This window comes from Variovorax sp. Root473 (assembly GCF_001426505.1).
Lineage (GTDB): Bacteria > Pseudomonadota > Gammaproteobacteria > Burkholderiales > Burkholderiaceae_C > Variovorax.
This window is the reverse complement of sequence record NZ_LMEV01000001.1, coordinates 264,994-281,393: the sequence shown is the minus strand read 5'-3', so window position 1 is coordinate 281,393 and position 16,400 is coordinate 264,994. Positions and strand designations below refer to the sequence as shown.

Sequence of the window (16,400 nt, the reverse complement as noted above, 5' to 3'; positions counted from 1 at the left end):
GGAGGCAGCTTTTTCAGGGGAGCGGAGGTTCCGCAGCCGGTCGATCAGCGGGCCGAGATCGGCTTCACGTCACGCTTGGGCGAGCCTTCGAACAGCTGGCGCGGGCGGCCGATCTTGTACTCGGGGTCGCCGATCATTTCGTTCAGCTGGGCGATCCAGCCGACCGTGCGGGCCAGCGCGAAGATCGCGGTGAACAGCGGCACCGGGATGCCGATGGCGCGCTGCACGATGCCCGAGTAGAAGTCGACGTTCGGGTAGAGCTTGCGCGACACGAAGTACTCGTCTTCCAGGGCGATCTTCTCGAGTTCCTTGGCGAGCTTGAACAGCGGGTCGTTTTCCAGGCCCAGCTCGGTCAGCACTTCGTTGCAGGTTTCCTGCATGAGCTTGGCGCGCGGGTCGTAGTTCTTGTACACGCGATGGCCGAAGCCCATCAGCTTGACGTTCGAGTTCTTGTCCTTGACCTTCTTGATGAACTCGCCGATCTTTTCCACGCCGCCTTCGCGCTGGATGTCGTACAGCATGTTCAGCGCCGCTTCGTTGGCGCCGCCGTGGGCCGGGCCCCACAGGCACGCCACGCCGGCTGCAATGGCCGCGAAGGGGTTGGTGCCCGACGAGCCGCACAGGCGCACGGTCGAGGTCGAGGCGTTCTGCTCGTGGTCTGCGTGCAGGATGAAGATGCGGTCGAGCGCGCGCTCGAGCACCGGGTTCACCTTGTACTCTTCGCACGGCGTGGCGAACATCATGTGCAGGAAGTTGCCTGCATAGCTCAGTTCGTTCTTCGGGTACATGTACGGCTGGCCGACGGTGTACTTGTAGGCCATGGCCACGAGCGTGGGCATCTTCGCGATCAGGCGGATCGCGGCGATCTCGCGGTGCTCGGGATTGTTGATGTCCGTGCTGTCGTGATAGAAGGCCGACAGGGCGCCCACGAGGCCGGTCATGATGGCCATCGGGTGGGCATCACGGCGGAAGCCGCGCAGGAAGAACTGCATCTGCTCGTTGACCATCGTGTGGTTGGTCACGAGCTTCGTGAAATTGGCCTTCTTGCCGGCGTCGGGCAGTTCGCCGTACAGCAGCAGGTGGCAGGTCTCGAGGAAGTCGCAGTTGGTGGCGAGTTGCTCGATGGGGTAGCCGCGGTACAGCAGCTCGCCCTTGTCACCGTCGATGTAGGTGATGGCCGACTGGCAGGCGGCGGTCGACATGAAGCCCGGGTCGTACGTGAACATGCCGGTCTGTGCATACAGCTTGCGGATGTCGATCACGTCGGGGCCGATGGTGCCCTTGTAGATCGGCAGTTCGACGTTGTCGCCGCCATTGCTGAACGACAGCGTGGCCTTGGTATCGGATGCTTTCATTTCGGTTTACTTTCAGAGGAGGATTCAGGACGAAGGAGAGATTGCGGGACGCTGCGCGCCATCGGTACGCATCAGATGCAGCAATGCGACCACCTCGGCGCCGGCCCATTCGGGCTCGGGCTCCTTTCTGCACAGCAAAAGGTCCAGGAGGTCGTTGTCCGACAGGTCCATCAATGTCTCCATCGCTCCCGCCTGACCGTTGGTCATGTGGGATTCGTGCCGCTCGAAGAAGCGGGCGATGAACAGGTCGTTCTCGAGCAGGCCGCGCCGGCAACGCCATTTCAGCTTGCTCAGCGCACGTTCGCTGAGCGGCTGCTGGAGTTCGTCGGCGGTTTGCATGATGGTGTCTTGAAAGAAGGTCAGATGGCGCGACGCACCATCAGTTCCTTGATCTTGCCGATGGCCTTGGTGGGGTTCAGGCTCTTCGGGCACACGTCGACGCAGTTCATGATCGTGTGGCAGCGGAACAGGCGGTACGGGTCTTCCAGGTTGTCCAGGCGCTCGGCGGTGGCTTCGTCGCGGCTGTCAGCGATGAAGCGGTAGGCCTGCAGCAGGCCGGCCGGGCCGACGAACTTGTCGGGGTTCCACCAGAAGCTCGGGCAGCTCGTGGAGCAGCTCGCGCACAGGATGCACTCGTACAGGCCGTCGAGTTCTTCACGCTCTTCGGGCGACTGCAGGCGTTCCTTCTCGGGCGGCACGTTGTCGTTCTGCAGGTACGGCTTGATCGAGTTGTACTGCTTGAAGAACTGGGTCATGTCGACGATCAGGTCGCGGATGACGGGCAGGCCCGGCAGCGGCTTGAGCACGACGGTGCCCTTGAGCGTGTTCATGTTGGTCAGGCAGGCCAGACCGTTCTTGCCGTTGATGTTCATCGCGTCGGAGCCGCAGACGCCTTCGCGGCACGAGCGGCGGAACGACAGCGTGGGATCCTGCGCCTTGAGCTTCATCAGGGCGTCCAGCAGCATGCGTTCGTGGCCGTCGAGTTCGACCTCGACCGTCTGCATGTAGGGCTTGGCGTCCTTGTCCGGGTCGTAGCGGTAGATCTGGAATGTGCGCTTCATCGTATGGACCTTGTAAATATTCTTAGAACGTGCGGACCTTGGGTGGCACCGAAGCCACCGTCAGCGGTTGCAGCTTGACGGGCTTGTACGAGAGGCGGTTGTCCGCGCTGTACCAGAGCGTGTGCTTCATCCAGTTGGCGTCGTCGCGGCCCAGCGGTGCGACCGGATCGTCCGCGGGACGCTCGTAGTCTTCCACCGTGTGGGCGCCGCGGCATTCCTTGCGGGCGGCGGCCGAGACCATGGTGGCCTGCGCCACTTCGATCAGGTTGTCGACTTCCAGCGCTTCGATGCGGGCGGTGTTGAACACCTTGGACTTGTCCTTCAGGCCGATCGACTTGACGCGCTCGCGCACGGCGGCGATCTTGACCACGCCTTCGTCCATCGAGGCCTGCTTGCGGAACACGGCGGCGTGCTGCTGCATGACGGCGCGGATCTCGCCGGCCACGTCCTGGGCGTACTCGCCGCCGGTGGAGGCTTCGAGTTCGTTCAGGCGCTGCAGGGTGCGGTCGGCCGCATCCTTGGGCAGTTCCTTGTGTTCCTTGAGCTTGTCGTTGAACTCGACGATGTGGTTGCCGGCCGCGCGGCCGAACACCAGCAGGTCGAGCAGCGAGTTGGTGCCCAGGCGGTTGGCGCCGTGCACGCTCACGCAGGAGCATTCGCCCACCGCGTACAGGCCGTTCACCACGGCGCTGTTGTCTTCACCCTTCTGGATGACGACCTGGCCGTTGATGTTCGTCGGGATGCCGCCCATCTGGTAGTGGATGGTGGGCACCACGGGAATCGGTTCCTTGGTGACGTCGACGTTGGCGAAGTTGATGCCGATCTCGTAGACCGACGGCAGCCGCTTGTGGATGGTGTCGGCGCCCAGGTGGTCCAGCTTCATGTGGATGTAGTCCTTGTTGGGACCACAGCCACGGCCTTCCTTGATTTCCTGGTCCATCGAGCGCGACACGAAGTCGCGCGGTGCCAGGTCCTTCAGCGTGGGCGCATAGCGCTCCATGAAGCGTTCGCCGTTGCTGTTCAGCAGGATGGCGCCTTCGCCGCGGCAGCCTTCGGTCAGCAGCACGCCCGCGCCGGCCACGCCGGTGGGGTGGAACTGCCAGAACTCCATGTCCTGCAGCGGGATGCCCGAACGTGCAGCCATGCCCAGGCCGTCGCCGGTGTTGATGAAGGCGTTGGTGGACGCACCGAAGATGCGGCCTGCGCCGCCGGTGGCCAGCAGCACGGTCTTGGCCTGCAGGATGTGCAGGTCGCCGGTTTCCATTTCGAGCGCAGTGACGCCGACGACGTCGCCTTCGTCGTCACGGATGAGGTCCAGCGCCATCCATTCGACGAAGAATTGCGTACGCGCTTCGACGTTCTTCTGGTAGAGCGTGTGCAGCATCGCGTGGCCGGTGCGGTCGGCCGCGGCGCAGGCGCGTTGCACGGCCTTCTCGCCGTAGTTGGCGGTGTGGCCACCGAACGGACGCTGGTAAATGGTGCCGTCGGGGTTGCGGTCGAACGGCATGCCGAAGTGCTCGAGCTCGTACACGACCTTCGGGGCTTCACGGCACATGAACTCGATCGCGTCCTGGTCGCCGAGCCAGTCGGAACCCTTGATCGTGTCGTAGAAGTGGTAGTGCCAGTTGTCTTCGCTCATGTTGCCGAGCGAGGCGCCCACGCCGCCCTGGGCAGCGACGGTGTGCGAGCGGGTCGGGAACACCTTGGAGAGCACGGCCACGTTGAGGCCGGCACGGGCGAGTTGCAGCGAGGCGCGCATGCCGGAGCCGCCGGCACCGACGATGACGACGTCGAACTTGCGCTTGGTGATGTTTTCTTTTGTGTAGGTCATGGTGGGTCAGATCTTCCAAAGCACTTGAATGGCCCAACCCGCACAACCGACAAGCCAGACGATGGTGAAAACTTGCAGCACGAGACGGATGGCGACAGGCTGGACGTAGTCCATCCACACGTCGCGCATGCCGACCCACACGTGATAGAGCAGGGCAACGATCACGGAGAAGGTCAGGACCTTCATCCACTGGGCGGCGAAGATGCCGGCCCACAGGTCGTAGCCGATGGGGCCGCGCGAGAAGATCACTTGCGCGAGCAGGATGATGGTGAAGAGCGCCATCAGGGCGCCGGTGATGCGCTGGCTGAGCCAGTCGCGCAGACCGTAGTGCGCGCCGACAACGATGCGCTTGGAGCCGTAATTCACAGACATGGGGAGCTCCTTCTCAGTACAGGCCGAACAGCTTGGCGCCGAGCACCAGCGTGAGGATGACGCTCGCGGCCAGCGTGAACATGGCCGAGCTGTGACCGAATTCCTTGGTCACGGCGGCGTGGCTCACGTCCATCCAGAGGTGACGCAGGCCGGCGATGAAGTGGTGCAGGTAGGCCCAGATGAGCGCCAGTGCCACGAGCTTGAAGAACCATCCCGGGGCAAAGCCGATGCCGGTGTTGAACGCGGCCTTGAATTTCGCGAACGAATAGTCAGATGACAGCGAGGTGTCGAACATCCAGATGATGAAGGGCATCAGCAGGAACATCAGCACGCCGCTCACGCGGTGCAGGATCGACACGATGCCGGCCGGCGGCAGCCGGTAGGTCGTGAGATCGGTGAAGGCATTGATGTTCCGGAATTCGCGACGCGGCGGCCGGGGAGGGGTTGCAAGCTCTGTCATGGGGAGGTGGCTTTCGTGGCTTTGTGACTTGTTGGCTTGTTCTGAGAGCGAACGCTTTTGTTTCTTCTGCGGAATGCAAACAACGCAAAATTCTATTGCAATGCACCATCGCGCACCGGACGCACAGGAGTCAACGCACTGCGGCAGTCGGATGCTCGTGATGCGGGGCTGCGTTGCGCGGGCTGAGTGTGCGCGTTTGTGCCCGCGCGGGCGAGGTTCTTCGGCGCCATCGGATCAGCCCAGCTGGTTGCGGTAGTGGTGGGTGTCGGTGCGGTACAGGCCGCGGCGCAGTTCCATCGGCATGTCGTGGTACGTGTGCGCCACGCGCTCCACGCTCAGCAGCGGCATCTGCAGCGGCACGTCGAGCAACTGGGCCTGTTCGGCATCGGGCAGCACGGCGCGGATCTTTTCTTCGGCGCGCACCATGCGCACGCCGAACTCGGTTTCGAACATGGCGTACATCGGGCCGGGCCAGGCGCGCAGCCGGTCGGCCGTGAGTCCCTTGAACGGCGCGCCGGGCAGCCAGAGGTCTTCGAGGATGGTCGGCACGCCCGCATAGGCGAGCACGCGGCGCACCTGCAGCACGGCGTCGCCGGTACGCAGGCTCAGCGTACGCGCCACGTCGGCCGAGGCGCGCAGGCGCCTGCAGTCGACGATGGTGCGTTCGGCCGGTCCTTCGGCACTGGGGCTGCCGGCATCGGGCACGAGTTTCAGGAAGCGGTACTGCACATGCTGCTCGGCATGCGTGGCGACGAAGGTGCCCTTGCCCTGGCGGCGCACCACCAGGTTTTCGGCCGCCAGCTCGTCGATCGCCTTGCGCACCGTGCCCTGGCTCACGCGGTACCGCACGGCCAGGTCCATCTCGCTGGGGATGGGCTCGCCCGGCTTCCACTCGCCGGCCTGCAGGCTCTGCAGGATCAGGGTCTTGATCTGCTGGTAGAGCGGACTGAAGGACGGCGTCGTGGGCTCGTCGAGGGTGGAGGGCGTGTTCATGGCAGCGGTGGGGTGCGCCGTGGCGGACCCCCAGAGGATATCTTATATAAGACATAAGACGGCCTTTGTCGATTCGGCTTAAAATGCGGGCCGGTCCCGCGCCGCGGGAAAGCTTCCCCCCGCAGGACCGCTGGCGCCGCACGAGAGCGCTGCCCCGTTTCACCACCTTCTGGAGTCTTCCCATGAGCAAAAAGCCTGTCCGCGTTGCCGTTACCGGTGCCGCCGGTCAAATCGGTTACGCCCTGTTGTTCCGTATCGCATCCGGCGAAATGCTCGGCAAAGACCAGCCGGTCATCCTGCAACTGCTCGAAATCCCCGACGAGAAGGCCCAGAAGGCGCTCAAGGGCGTGATGATGGAACTCGACGACTGCGCCTTCCCGCTGCTGGCCGGCATGGAAGCCCACGGCGATCCGATGACCGCCTTCAAGGACGCCGACTACGCCCTGCTGGTTGGCTCGCGCCCCCGTGGCCCCGGCATGGAACGTGCCGAACTGCTGGCCGTCAACGGCGCCATTTTCACGGCACAAGGCAAGGCGCTGAACGCCGTGGCCTCGCGCAACGTGAAGGTGCTGGTCGTCGGCAACCCCGCCAACACCAACGCCTACATCGCCATGAAGTCGGCACCGGACCTGCCGCGCAAGAACTTCACCGCCATGCTGCGCCTGGACCACAACCGTGCTGCCAGCCAGATCGCCGCCAAGACCGGCAAGGCCGTGGCCGACATCGAGAAGCTCACCGTCTGGGGCAACCACTCGCCCACGATGTACGCCGACTACCGCTTTGCGACCATCAACGGCGAAAGCGTCGCCAAGATGATCAACGACCAGGAATGGAACGCCAACACCTTCCTGCCGACCGTCGGCAAGCGCGGCGCGGCCATCATCGAAGCGCGCGGCCTGTCGTCGGCTGCCTCGGCCGCCAACGCCGCCATCGACCACATGCGCGACTGGGCCCTGGGCACCAACGGCAAGTGGGTCACGATGGGCATCCCGTCGGACGGCCAGTACGGCATTCCGAAGGACGTGATGTTCGGCTTCCCGGTCACCTGCGAAAACGGTGAGTACAAGCTGGTCGAAGGCCTCGAGATCGACGCATTCAGCCAGGAGCGCATCAACAAGACGCTCGAAGAGCTCGAAGGCGAACGCGCCGGCGTTGCCCACCTGCTGTAAAGCAAGCCCGCCCGCATGCTCGACTGGAACCCCGCGCTCTACCGTCGCTACGAGGACGAGCGCACCCGGCCCGCACAGGAACTCCTGGCGCGGGTCCCGCTTGCCGAGGCCGCCCGCGTGGTCGACCTCGGATGTGGCCCGGGCAATTCCACCGAGCTGCTGGCCCATCGGTTCCCGACGGCGCAGGTCACGGGCACCGACAACTCCGAAGCCATGCTGGTCAGCGCGCGCGAGCGCCTGCCGGCGGCGCGCTTCGAGTTGAGTGACATCGCGACCTGGGCGCCGCGTGAAAAAGAAGCGCCCGATCTCATCTATGCCAACGCGTCCCTGCAATGGGTGCCGGATCATGAAACACTGATCCCCCGCCTGTTCGATGCGCTGGCCCCGGGCGGCGTGCTCGCCGTCCAGATGCCCGACAACCGCCAGGAGCCCACGCACCGCCTGATGCGCGCGGTGGCGGCCGAAGCGCCCTGGGCCGAGCCCATCGGCGACGCCGACAAGCTGCGCACCTTGCTGCTGCCGCTCGGCGGCTACTACGACCTCTTGGCCGCGCGTGCGGCCCATGTCGATGTCTGGCACACCATCTACCAGCACCCGATGGCCAACGCCGCGGCCATCGTCGAATGGGTGCGCGGCACGGGCCTGAAGCCCTTCGTCGACCGGCTGCCGCCCGACCTGCAGGCGAGCTACCTCGCCGAATACGAACGCTGTGTGGACGAGGCCTATCCGGTGCGCACCGACGGCAAGCGCCTGCTTGCCTTCCCGCGCATGTTCATCGTGGCGCACAAGAAAAAAGACGCATGACCACCCAAATCGCCACCGCCGCCCATCCTGCGGACGTGCTGCTCGGCGCCCAGGCCGGCGCCGTGACCCTGCCGGTGTGCGACCACTACAGCGGCGTCGAAGCCCGCATGAAGAAGAGCCTCGCGCTCCAGGCCGAGATGGCGCAGGAGTTCGGCGCCTGCGTGTTCGACGTCACCCTCGACTGCGAAGACGGCGCCCCGGTCGGCGGCGAGGCGGAGCACGCCGCGCTCGTCACCGAACTCGCGCTGGCCGCGAAGCCCGGCATGCGCGTCGGCGTGCGCGTGCACCCGGTCGACCACCCGGCCTTTGCCGGCGACGTGGTCACCATCGCTGGCCGTGCGGGCGATCGCCTGAGCCACCTGATGGTGCCCAAGGTCGAATCCGTGGCCGATGTGTTGCAGGCTGTTGCGGCGCTCGACGCGGCCGATGCCGGGGCGCTGCCGCTGCATGTGCTCATCGAATCGCCCCTGGCGGTGCACAACGCCTTCGAAATCGCCGCGCATCCGCGCGTGCAGTCGCTGAGCTTCGGTCTCATGGACTTCGTGTCGGCGCATGCCGGCGCCATTCCCGCCGACGGCATGGGCGCGGTGGGGCAGTTCAGCCATCCGCTGGTCGTGCGCGCCAAGCTGGCGCTGGCCTCGGCCGCGCATGCCTACGGCAAGGTGCCTTCGCACTGCGTGGTCACCGAGTTCAACGACACCGATGCAATGCGCACCGCGGCCCGCAAGGCGGCCACCGAATTCGGCTACACCCGCATGTGGAGCATCCACCCGAACCAGATCCGGCCGATCCTCGAGGCCTTCGCGCCTGACGAGGCGCAGATTCAAATTGCCACAAAAATCATTACAAAAGCCGCCGACGCGGATTGGGCACCGACACAAATTGATGGCACATTGCACGACCGCGCGAGCTACCGCCATTTCTGGCAGGTTCTGACGCGTGCCCACGCAACAGGGCGCGCGTTGCCCTCCGAGGCGAAAGCCTGGTTTGCATCGCGGTCTCCTGAAACCCACTGAATCCAGCCTCAAGGAACCCCGCACATGAAGAAATTTGCACTGATCGCCGCCGTTGCGCTGGCCCTGCCGTTTGCCGCCGTGGCGCAGAGCGCCACCGCCGCCAAGTCCGAAGCCAAGAAGAAGGCCCCGCCGAAGCGCCAGGTCACCCGCAAGGCGGCCAAGGCCGTCGAAGAGGTCACGCCGATTGCCGACGACAGCAACATCGTGCTGTCCGAGGCCGACCTGGCCGTGGCGCAGCGCGTGTCCATCGGCAAGGCCCAGTGCGAACTCGGCGCCGACGTCACCGTCACGCCCGACGAGAAGAAGCCCGGCTTCTTCACCGTGACCACCAAGGGCCTGAAGTACCGCATGCACCCGGTCGAAAGCCGCACTGGCGCCATCCGCCTCGAAGACCCGCGTGCCGGCGCCATGTGGCTGCAGCTTGGCAACAAGTCGATGCTGATGAACCAGAAGGCCGGCCTGCGCATCGCCGACGAATGCCAGACCGCCGCCCAGGTCGCCTTTGCCGACGAGATGAAGAAGAACCCGCCGAAGGCCCTTTTCGAAGGTGCTGACGCAGCCAAGAAGTAAGAAGAGCACCGAACCCGGGGTGCGGCGCGGCTCTTGCATGGCCGCTAGAGACCGCTGCGCACGCCCGATAGCCTAGTTTCCGGAGAAAAGAAGATGTTGCAAGCCTACGTTGATCATGTTGCCGAACGCGCCGCGCTCGGTATCCCGCCGCTGCCCCTGAGCGCGAAGCAGACCGCCGAAGCGATCGAGCTCCTGAAGAGCGCGAATGCCAAGGACGGCGCCTTCCTGCTGGACCTGCTCACCTACCGTGTGCCCGCTGGCGTCGACGACGCCGCCAAGGTCAAGGCGAGCTACCTCGCGGCCGTGGCCCACGGCACCGAGAAGAATGCGTTCATCACGCGCGCCCGCGCGACCGAACTGCTCGGCACCATGCTCGGCGGCTACAACATCAGCCCCATGATCGACCTGCTGGACGACGCCGAAGTCGGCGCCGTGGCAGCCGAAGGCCTGAAGAAGACCCTGCTGATGTTCGACCAGTTCCACGACGTCAAGGAAAAGGCCGACAAGGGCAACGCCCACGCCAAGGGCGTGCTGCAAAGCTGGGCCGATGCCGAGTGGTTCACCAGCCGCCCCGAAGTGCCGCAAAGCATCACCGTCAGCATCTTCAAGGTGGCTGGCGAAATCAACACCGACGACCTGTCGCCCGCACCCGACGCCACCACGCGTCCCGACATTCCGATGCACGCCCTGGCGATGCACAAGAACGCCCGCCCCGGCATCGTTCCTGAGGAAGACGGCAAGCGCGGCCCGGTGAAGTTCATCGAAGACCTGCGCGCGCGCGGCCACCTCGTGGCCTACGCCGGCGACGTGGTTGGTACGGGTTCGTCGCGCAAGAGCGCCACCAACTCGGTGCTGTGGTTCACCGGCGAAGACATTCCCTTCGTGCCGAACAAGCGTTTCGGCGGCGTCTGCCTCGGCGGCAAGATCGCTCCCATCTTCTACAACACGATGGAAGACTCGGGCGCTCTGCCCATCGAGCTCGACGTGACCCAGATGAACATGGGCGACGTGGTCGAGTTGCGTCCCTACGAAGGCAAGGCCCTGAAGGACGGCAAGGTCATCGCCGAATTCCAGGTCAAGAGCGACGTGCTGTTCGACGAAGTGCGCGCCGGCGGCCGCATTCCGCTGATCATCGGCCGCGGCCTCACGGCCAAGGCGCGTGAAGCACTGGGCCTGCCCGTCTCGACGCTGTTCCGCCTGCCGACCAGCCCGGTCGACACCAAGAAGGGCTTCTCGCTCGCGCAGAAGATGGTCGGCCGCGCCTGTGGCCTGCCCGAAGGCCAGGGCGTGCGCCCGGGCACGTACTGCGAACCCAAGATGACCTCGGTCGGCTCGCAGGACACCACCGGCCCGATGACCCGCGACGAGCTGAAGGACCTGGCCTGCCTGGGCTTCTCGGCCGACCTCGTCATGCAGTCGTTCTGCCACACGGCGGCGTACCCGAAGAAGGTCGACGTCAAGATGCACCACGAACTGCCCGAGTTCATGGCCAACCGCGGCGGCGTGTCGCTGCGTCCGGGCGATGGCGTGATCCACAGCTGGCTCAACCGCCTGCTGACGCCCGACACCGTGGGCACGGGCGGCGACAGCCACACCCGCTTCCCGATCGGCATCAGCTTCCCCGCGGGCTCCGGCCTCGTGGCCTTCGCGGCCGCCACCGGCGTGATGCCGCTGGACATGCCCGAATCGGTGCTGGTGCGCTTCAAGGGCAAGATGCAGCCCGGCGTCACGCTGCGTGACCTGGTCAACGCCATTCCGCTGTACGCCATCAAGGCCGGTCTGCTGACCGTGGCCAAGCAGGGCAAGAAGAACATCTTCTCGGGCCGCATCCTCGAAATCGAAGGCCTGCCCGACCTGAAGGTGGAGCAAGCCTTCGAACTGAGCGATGCCTCGGCCGAGCGCTCGGCCGCCGGCTGCACGGTGCACCTGAACAAGGAACCGATCCAGGAGTACATCAACAGCAACATCACGCTGATGAAGTGGATGATTGCCGAAGGCTACGCCGACGCCCGCACGCTGGCACGCCGCATCGCCGCGCAGGAAGCCTGGCTCAAGGACCCGCAGCTGCTCAAGGGCGATGCCGACGCCGAGTACGCCGCTGTCATCGAGATCGACCTGGCCGAGATCCACGAACCCATCGTGGCCTGCCCGAACGACCCGGACGACGTGAAGACGCTGAGCGACGTGGCCGGTGCCACCATCGATGAAGTGTTCATCGGCTCGTGCATGACCAACATCGGTCACTTCCGCGCCGCGTCGAAGCTGCTCGAAGGCAAGCGCGACATCCCGGTCAAGCTGTGGATCGCACCGCCGACCAAGATGGACGCGCAGCAGCTCACCGAAGAAGGCCACTACGGCGTGTTCGGCAACGCCGGCGCGCGCACCGAAATGCCGGGCTGCTCGCTGTGCATGGGCAACCAGGCGCAGGTGCGCGAAGGCGCGACGGTGATGTCGACCAGCACCCGCAACTTCCCGAACCGCCTGGGCAAGAACACGAACGTGTACCTGGGCTCGGCCGAACTGGCCGCCATCTGCTCGCGTCTGGGCCGCATCCCGACGCGCGAGGAGTACATGGCCGCCACGGGCGTGATCGACGCGTCCAGCGCGCAGATCTACCAGTACCTGAACTTCGACAAGATCGAAGACTACAAGGGCGTGGCGGACACGGTCACGGCCTGAGGGTCGTTGCAGCCGGCGAGCGATTCGCCGGCCTCATGAAAAAGCCCCGCTTCGGCGGGGCTTTTTCATGGGCGTTCGTTCGGCGTCAGCCGTGCGACGGATTGGATTTCAGGTGCTCGTGGCCCTTCAGCACCATCGTCATCCCGGCCGTGCCGCCGACCGCGTTGGGCAGCGATGCCTGCAGCGAGTGGGCGAAATCCCCCCGGTACAGCTTGGCGCCCTGGTGGGTCAGGTTCGAGTTGGCGTCGATATGAATTGACTCGCCCAGCCCCGACCACAACCGGCAGAAACCGTAGTCTTCCGACAGGTAGCGCCGCGTGACCGGGTCGACCATCACGTCGAAGAAGCGGTAGTGCAGCCCCTGGTCGGTTTCGCCGATGCTGTCGGGCGTGTATTGCAAGTCGGGGTAGGCGGCCATGAGCCGTTCGAACACCTGGCGCCGGATCACCATGAAGCCCGTGGGCGCCTCGGTCATCTTCATGAAACCGTCGGGCTGCACCTCGAGCTCGATCTGCGCCGCGCCTTCTTCGGCATTGGCGTTGACCGTGTAGCGCGTGAAGGCAGCCTCGAATTGCTGCTGCGTGGTGCCTGCCGCCACGCCCTCCTGCGGCCAGTTCTCACGCTTCAGCGGGTAGACGCCCGCCGCGATGTCGTAGCCCGACAGCAGCAGGCGGAACGCCGCCTCGGCGGAAAAGCCGATGTCCGCGTCGATCCAGAACAGGTGGGTCCACTCCGGATTGGCCAGGAACTGGGCCACGCAGTTGTTGCGCGCACGCGTGACGAGGCTCTCACCCTGGTGCATCAGCACCTGCATCCGCATGCCGGCGCGCTCGGCGTGGATGGTGAAGTTCAGCAGCGAGGCCACGTAGTTCTGGAAGAACTTGCCGTCGTGGCTCGGCGTCACGATCACAGGATAGAAGTTCCGAAGTTCGGACGGGTCGAGCATGCGAGGGGCTCCGTGTGTCGGATGTCTAACTACTGACTATCGGGCAGGACGCTGCATCAGGCCCTGCAGCAGGCTGTTGTAGGTCTGCGTGGCCGCCACATCGCCGGGCAGGTAGCGCGCGATGAGCGCGCGCTGCCGTTGGCGATAAGCACCTGCCTGGGCGTCGTGCCCGTCGATGACCTCGAGCACGCGGGCACTGCCTGCGGCCACGTCGTTCTCGGGGTAGTAGTAGCCGATGTCCGTGCACAGGTGGGCGTTGTGCACCAGCGGATAGCCCTGCCAGCAGGTCTCGAGGTAGAAGTAATTGAGCGGGTTTTCCCACTGGTGGGACACCACGATGTCGGTGTTCTGCGCCAGGAACACCGGGGTTTCGTGCCGGCCCAGGAAGACCGCCTTGTGCTGGCGCACCAGGTCGAGCTGGTTCATCAGCGTGATGAACTCCATGCTGTCCTTGGCCATGCGCTCCGCGTTCGTGACCTGCAGTAGCGCAATGGCATCAGGCCGGGCACGGTAGGCCAGCTCGGCAATCAGGATCGGGTAGACGCAGAACTTCACCACGTTGATGTTGGGTTCCATCACGCTCAACCGCCTCGGGCCGCTGCGCGGCTGGTAGGCGCCGCCCTCGGGTAGCGCGCGGGAGCGCTCTTCGAGGAACACCGGGCTCCAGACGAAGGGCACGGCGCGCGCCTCGGCGCGGCGCAGCACCTCGAAGTACGACTGGCTGATGTGGGCCACCTGCGGAACCATCCAGATGTCGTCGTAGCGCTGGTTGACGAACAGGTTGCGCCCCCACAGCGGCTTGCCGAACAGCATCGACTCCATCGCGTGCACGTACTCGAAGCCGCAGCAGTACGACACCAGCCGCGCGCCGCGGCGCTTGAGGTGGTCGGTCTGGTCGCCGTCGATCTGGCCACCCAGCTCGATCAGCACGTCCACGCTGTCCTTGGCTGCCTCGAAGGTCACGGTCGGCCAGCGGGCCTGGTCCCAGGGCAGGGCGGGAGTGATGGGCGTGGCGGTGGTGTTGACCAGCACCACCGAGGCGACGCTCGGGCAGTGCTTTAGCGCCTCTGCCAGGAACACGGCGTTCTGCTTGATGCCGTTGTTCCAGAGGGTCTCGGCCTCGTGGTGAAGGCCGATCGTGATGCCGATGCGCAGGCCGGCACCCGAGGCGGTGGTCATTGGTTTTCGCGGGGGACGTAGCCCGTCAGGCGCCAGCCTTGGGGTTCGAGGCGGAAGCTGACTTTTTCGAAGACCGTCTTGTCGTTGGTCAGGCGGGTGGCGAAGTCGACGTTGGCGTACAGGCCTGCAGGGATGCCGGTGCTGTCGTCCAGGTAGCGGATGCGGGTCACGCTGGCCCAGTCACGGCGGGCCACGACGCCCACGGTCTGACGCGAGCGTTGCGTGTTGGCAACAAATTCGGCCTTAGGAAAGCGAGTCTTCACAAACGCCGACGCGGTGTCCCAGATCTCTCCTGCCCGGTTTTCGTCGATCTGCTTGAGGCTGCCAAGGCCCGCCTGGATGAGTTCGTCAGCGGAACTGCCGTCCTGCGCCAGGGCGCAGGAACCGGCCAGGGCCAGCGTGCATGCGGCCAGGAAATGGGGGAGGAACGGCTTCATTTGGGCAACCTTTGTGAGGAAAACCGCTGTGACAGACAGCGGCGGCGATTCTAGGCGGGGCGTTCGGATCGACGTTCCAGGGCGACATCGGCGGGCCACGATTTGTCTCCAAACGTGAAATTTTGTGAACTAAATCATCATTTCAAGATTTCCCGGGAGCCCGAAATGACTGTAAATGTAAACACCTAAGTACATTACCGCGTACTTTGTACTACGACCCTGGCTGGGGCGGCGACCCACGGGCGGTCGTTGTCCTTTCTCCGCCGTTGATGCCTCGCCCGCCTTTGTGAACCGAGCTCGAAGAATATGAACAAGTCTTACCGAAGTATTTGGAATGAAGCCCTGGGGGCCTGGGTCGCGGCGTCTGAAATTACGTCGGCGCGGGGGAAGAAGAGCGGTTCGAAGCTGGTGAGGGCGGCGGTCGCAGCAGCGTCGCTGATGGCAATTTCCTTCGGGGCTGGCGCCGCGTATCAAGTAGCAGGGGGATATGCGAACGGTACGAATGCGGTCGCGATCGGTGTCACTCAAAACGGCTCGGGCACGTCGAACAGCAACACTGCGTATGCCACCGCCGAATACGCAATCGCGATCGGGAACAACGCTCAGGCGAATTCCAACAGTGCAACGGCGATCGGCTCCGGTGCGCAAGCCTTTGCCAAGGGCGCCTATGCACTCGGTAACGATGCCAGGGCTACGGGAAACTCGGCGGTCGCGATCGGTGGTGGCGACGGCACTACGGCCGGGGGGTCTGTCGCTTCCGGAGCACAGGCCGTGGCTATCGGCCGAGCGACCAATGCCAGCGGTACGAACAGCGTGGCGATCGGCGGCAACTCGGCGGTCGACACTGGCGCAAGGAGCTCAGGCGCCAACGCGGTGGCAATTGGTTCGGGCGCCAATGCCAGCACAGACAACAGCGTTGCCCTGGGCAACAGCAGTTCAACCGCGGCAGCGACCAGCGTTTCCAGCGCGACGGTCAACGGCGTCACGCTGAGCGGTTTTGCCGGCACCTCACCGACCGGTGTCGTGAGCGTCGGTTCTGCCAATAGCGAGCGCCAAATCACCAACGTGGCGGCAGGTCGCGTGACTTCCACCTCGACCGATGCGATCAATGGCAGCCAGTTGTTCTCCGTCGCCGGGGCGGTGGGGTCGCTGTCGACGTCGACTTCCACGGGGTTGAGCACTGCGACCAGCGGGATTTCCAGCCTGTCGACGGGCCTGAGCACCACGAACAGCAACGTCGCCAGCCTGTCGACCTCCACATCGTCGGGCCTGAGCACGGCCAGCAGCCGCATCAACAGCCTGTCGACTTCGACGTCGTCGGGTCTGAGCACGGCCACGAGCGGCATCTCGAGCCTCTCGACCGGCCTGAGCACCACGAACAGCAACGTCGGCAGTCTTTCGACCTCCACGTCGACTGGCCTCAGCACGACCAACAGCCGCATCGACAGCCTGTCGACGTCGACGTCAAGCGGCCTGAGCACGACCAACAGCAACGTCAGCAGCCTGTCGACTTCGACGTCGTCTGGTT

Annotated in this window: 16 protein-coding genes; 6 read left to right on the top strand and 10 right to left on the bottom strand. The window is 64.9% G+C overall.

All coding sequences use genetic code 11. The features are described 5' to 3' along the window. Positions 1 to 44: 44 nt before the first annotated feature. The 7 genes from gltA to ASD34_RS01315 form a co-directional block, all read right to left on the bottom strand. Positions 45 to 1,355 carry a citrate synthase gene (gene gltA, locus ASD34_RS01345; RefSeq protein WP_056572035.1) on the bottom strand — a complete coding sequence of 437 codons (1,311 nt, stop codon included), beginning with the start codon at positions 1,353 to 1,355 and terminating at the stop codon, positions 45 to 47. Between the two features lie 24 nt (positions 1,356 to 1,379). Then, a complete protein-coding gene (locus tag ASD34_RS01340; protein WP_056572033.1) occupies positions 1,380 to 1,694 on the bottom strand; it encodes a succinate dehydrogenase assembly factor 2 in 315 nt (104 codons plus the stop codon). A gap of 20 nt (positions 1,695 to 1,714) precedes the next feature. After that, positions 1,715 to 2,416: a succinate dehydrogenase iron-sulfur subunit gene (locus ASD34_RS01335; protein WP_056572030.1), complete on the bottom strand. Its 702-nt coding sequence runs from the start codon at positions 2,414 to 2,416 to the stop codon at positions 1,715 to 1,717. Between the two features lie 22 nt (positions 2,417 to 2,438). After that, positions 2,439 to 4,247, bottom strand: a complete 1,809-nt coding sequence (sdhA, locus tag ASD34_RS01330) for a succinate dehydrogenase flavoprotein subunit (RefSeq protein WP_056572028.1) — start codon at positions 4,245 to 4,247, stop codon at positions 2,439 to 2,441. Between the two features lie 6 nt (positions 4,248 to 4,253). Continuing rightward, on the bottom strand, positions 4,254 to 4,619 hold the full coding sequence (gene sdhD / locus ASD34_RS01325) for a succinate dehydrogenase, hydrophobic membrane anchor protein (protein WP_056572026.1): 366 nt from the start codon (positions 4,617 to 4,619) through the stop codon (positions 4,254 to 4,256). A 13-nt stretch (positions 4,620 to 4,632) separates the two neighbouring features. Beyond that, positions 4,633 to 5,079 (bottom strand): succinate dehydrogenase, cytochrome b556 subunit, encoded by a 447-nt coding sequence (sdhC, locus tag ASD34_RS01320; RefSeq protein WP_056572024.1) that lies wholly within the window; start codon positions 5,077 to 5,079, stop codon positions 4,633 to 4,635. A gap of 234 nt (positions 5,080 to 5,313) precedes the next feature. After that, positions 5,314 to 6,072: a GntR family transcriptional regulator gene (locus ASD34_RS01315; protein WP_056572023.1), complete on the bottom strand. Its 759-nt coding sequence runs from the start codon at positions 6,070 to 6,072 to the stop codon at positions 5,314 to 5,316. Between the two features lie 182 nt (positions 6,073 to 6,254). On the opposite strand from ASD34_RS01315, the gene ASD34_RS01310 reads away from it, so the two are divergent. From ASD34_RS01310 to ASD34_RS01290, 5 genes are all read left to right on the top strand, one after another. Next, the gene (locus ASD34_RS01310; protein WP_042578072.1) at positions 6,255 to 7,241 is read left to right on the top strand and encodes a malate dehydrogenase; all 987 of its coding nucleotides are present in this window, start codon (positions 6,255 to 6,257) and stop codon (positions 7,239 to 7,241) included. A gap of 15 nt (positions 7,242 to 7,256) precedes the next feature. Next, the gene (gene tam, locus ASD34_RS01305) at positions 7,257 to 8,045 is read left to right on the top strand and encodes a trans-aconitate 2-methyltransferase (protein ID WP_056572021.1); all 789 of its coding nucleotides are present in this window, start codon (positions 7,257 to 7,259) and stop codon (positions 8,043 to 8,045) included. Then, positions 8,042 to 9,061 carry an HpcH/HpaI aldolase/citrate lyase family protein gene (locus ASD34_RS01300; protein WP_056572019.1) on the top strand — a complete coding sequence of 340 codons (1,020 nt, stop codon included), beginning with the start codon at positions 8,042 to 8,044 and terminating at the stop codon, positions 9,059 to 9,061. The genes tam and ASD34_RS01300 overlap by 4 nt, the downstream gene beginning before the upstream one ends. Before the next feature lie 24 nt (positions 9,062 to 9,085). After that, entirely contained in the window at positions 9,086 to 9,631 is a 546-nt protein-coding gene (locus ASD34_RS01295; RefSeq protein ID WP_056572017.1) for a hypothetical protein, read from the top strand. Positions 9,632 to 9,724: 93 nt separating this feature from the next. Beyond that, positions 9,725 to 12,310: a bifunctional aconitate hydratase 2/2-methylisocitrate dehydratase gene (locus tag ASD34_RS01290; RefSeq protein ID WP_056572015.1), complete on the top strand. Its 2,586-nt coding sequence runs from the start codon at positions 9,725 to 9,727 to the stop codon at positions 12,308 to 12,310. An 85-nt stretch (positions 12,311 to 12,395) separates the two neighbouring features. Here ASD34_RS01290 and ASD34_RS01285 read toward each other — a convergent pair whose 3' ends face one another. The 3 genes from ASD34_RS01285 to ASD34_RS01275 are packed head-to-tail and all read right to left on the bottom strand — an operon-like array spanning position 12,396 to position 14,872. Further along, positions 12,396 to 13,256 carry a hypothetical protein gene (locus tag ASD34_RS01285; protein WP_056572013.1) on the bottom strand — a complete coding sequence of 287 codons (861 nt, stop codon included), beginning with the start codon at positions 13,254 to 13,256 and terminating at the stop codon, positions 12,396 to 12,398. A gap of 36 nt (positions 13,257 to 13,292) precedes the next feature. Further along, positions 13,293 to 14,435 (bottom strand): DUF2827 domain-containing protein, encoded by a 1,143-nt coding sequence (locus tag ASD34_RS01280; RefSeq protein WP_056572011.1) that lies wholly within the window; start codon positions 14,433 to 14,435, stop codon positions 13,293 to 13,295. Further along, positions 14,432 to 14,872: a DUF4019 domain-containing protein gene (locus ASD34_RS01275; RefSeq protein ID WP_056572009.1), complete on the bottom strand. Its 441-nt coding sequence runs from the start codon at positions 14,870 to 14,872 to the stop codon at positions 14,432 to 14,434. The genes ASD34_RS01280 and ASD34_RS01275 overlap by 4 nt, the downstream gene beginning before the upstream one ends. 306 nt (positions 14,873 to 15,178) lie before the next feature. Here ASD34_RS01275 and ASD34_RS28020 point away from each other — a divergent pair. Then, positions 15,179 to 16,400 (top strand): ESPR-type extended signal peptide-containing protein (locus ASD34_RS28020; RefSeq protein WP_268810565.1); only part of this gene is annotated, 1,222 nt, incomplete at its 3' end.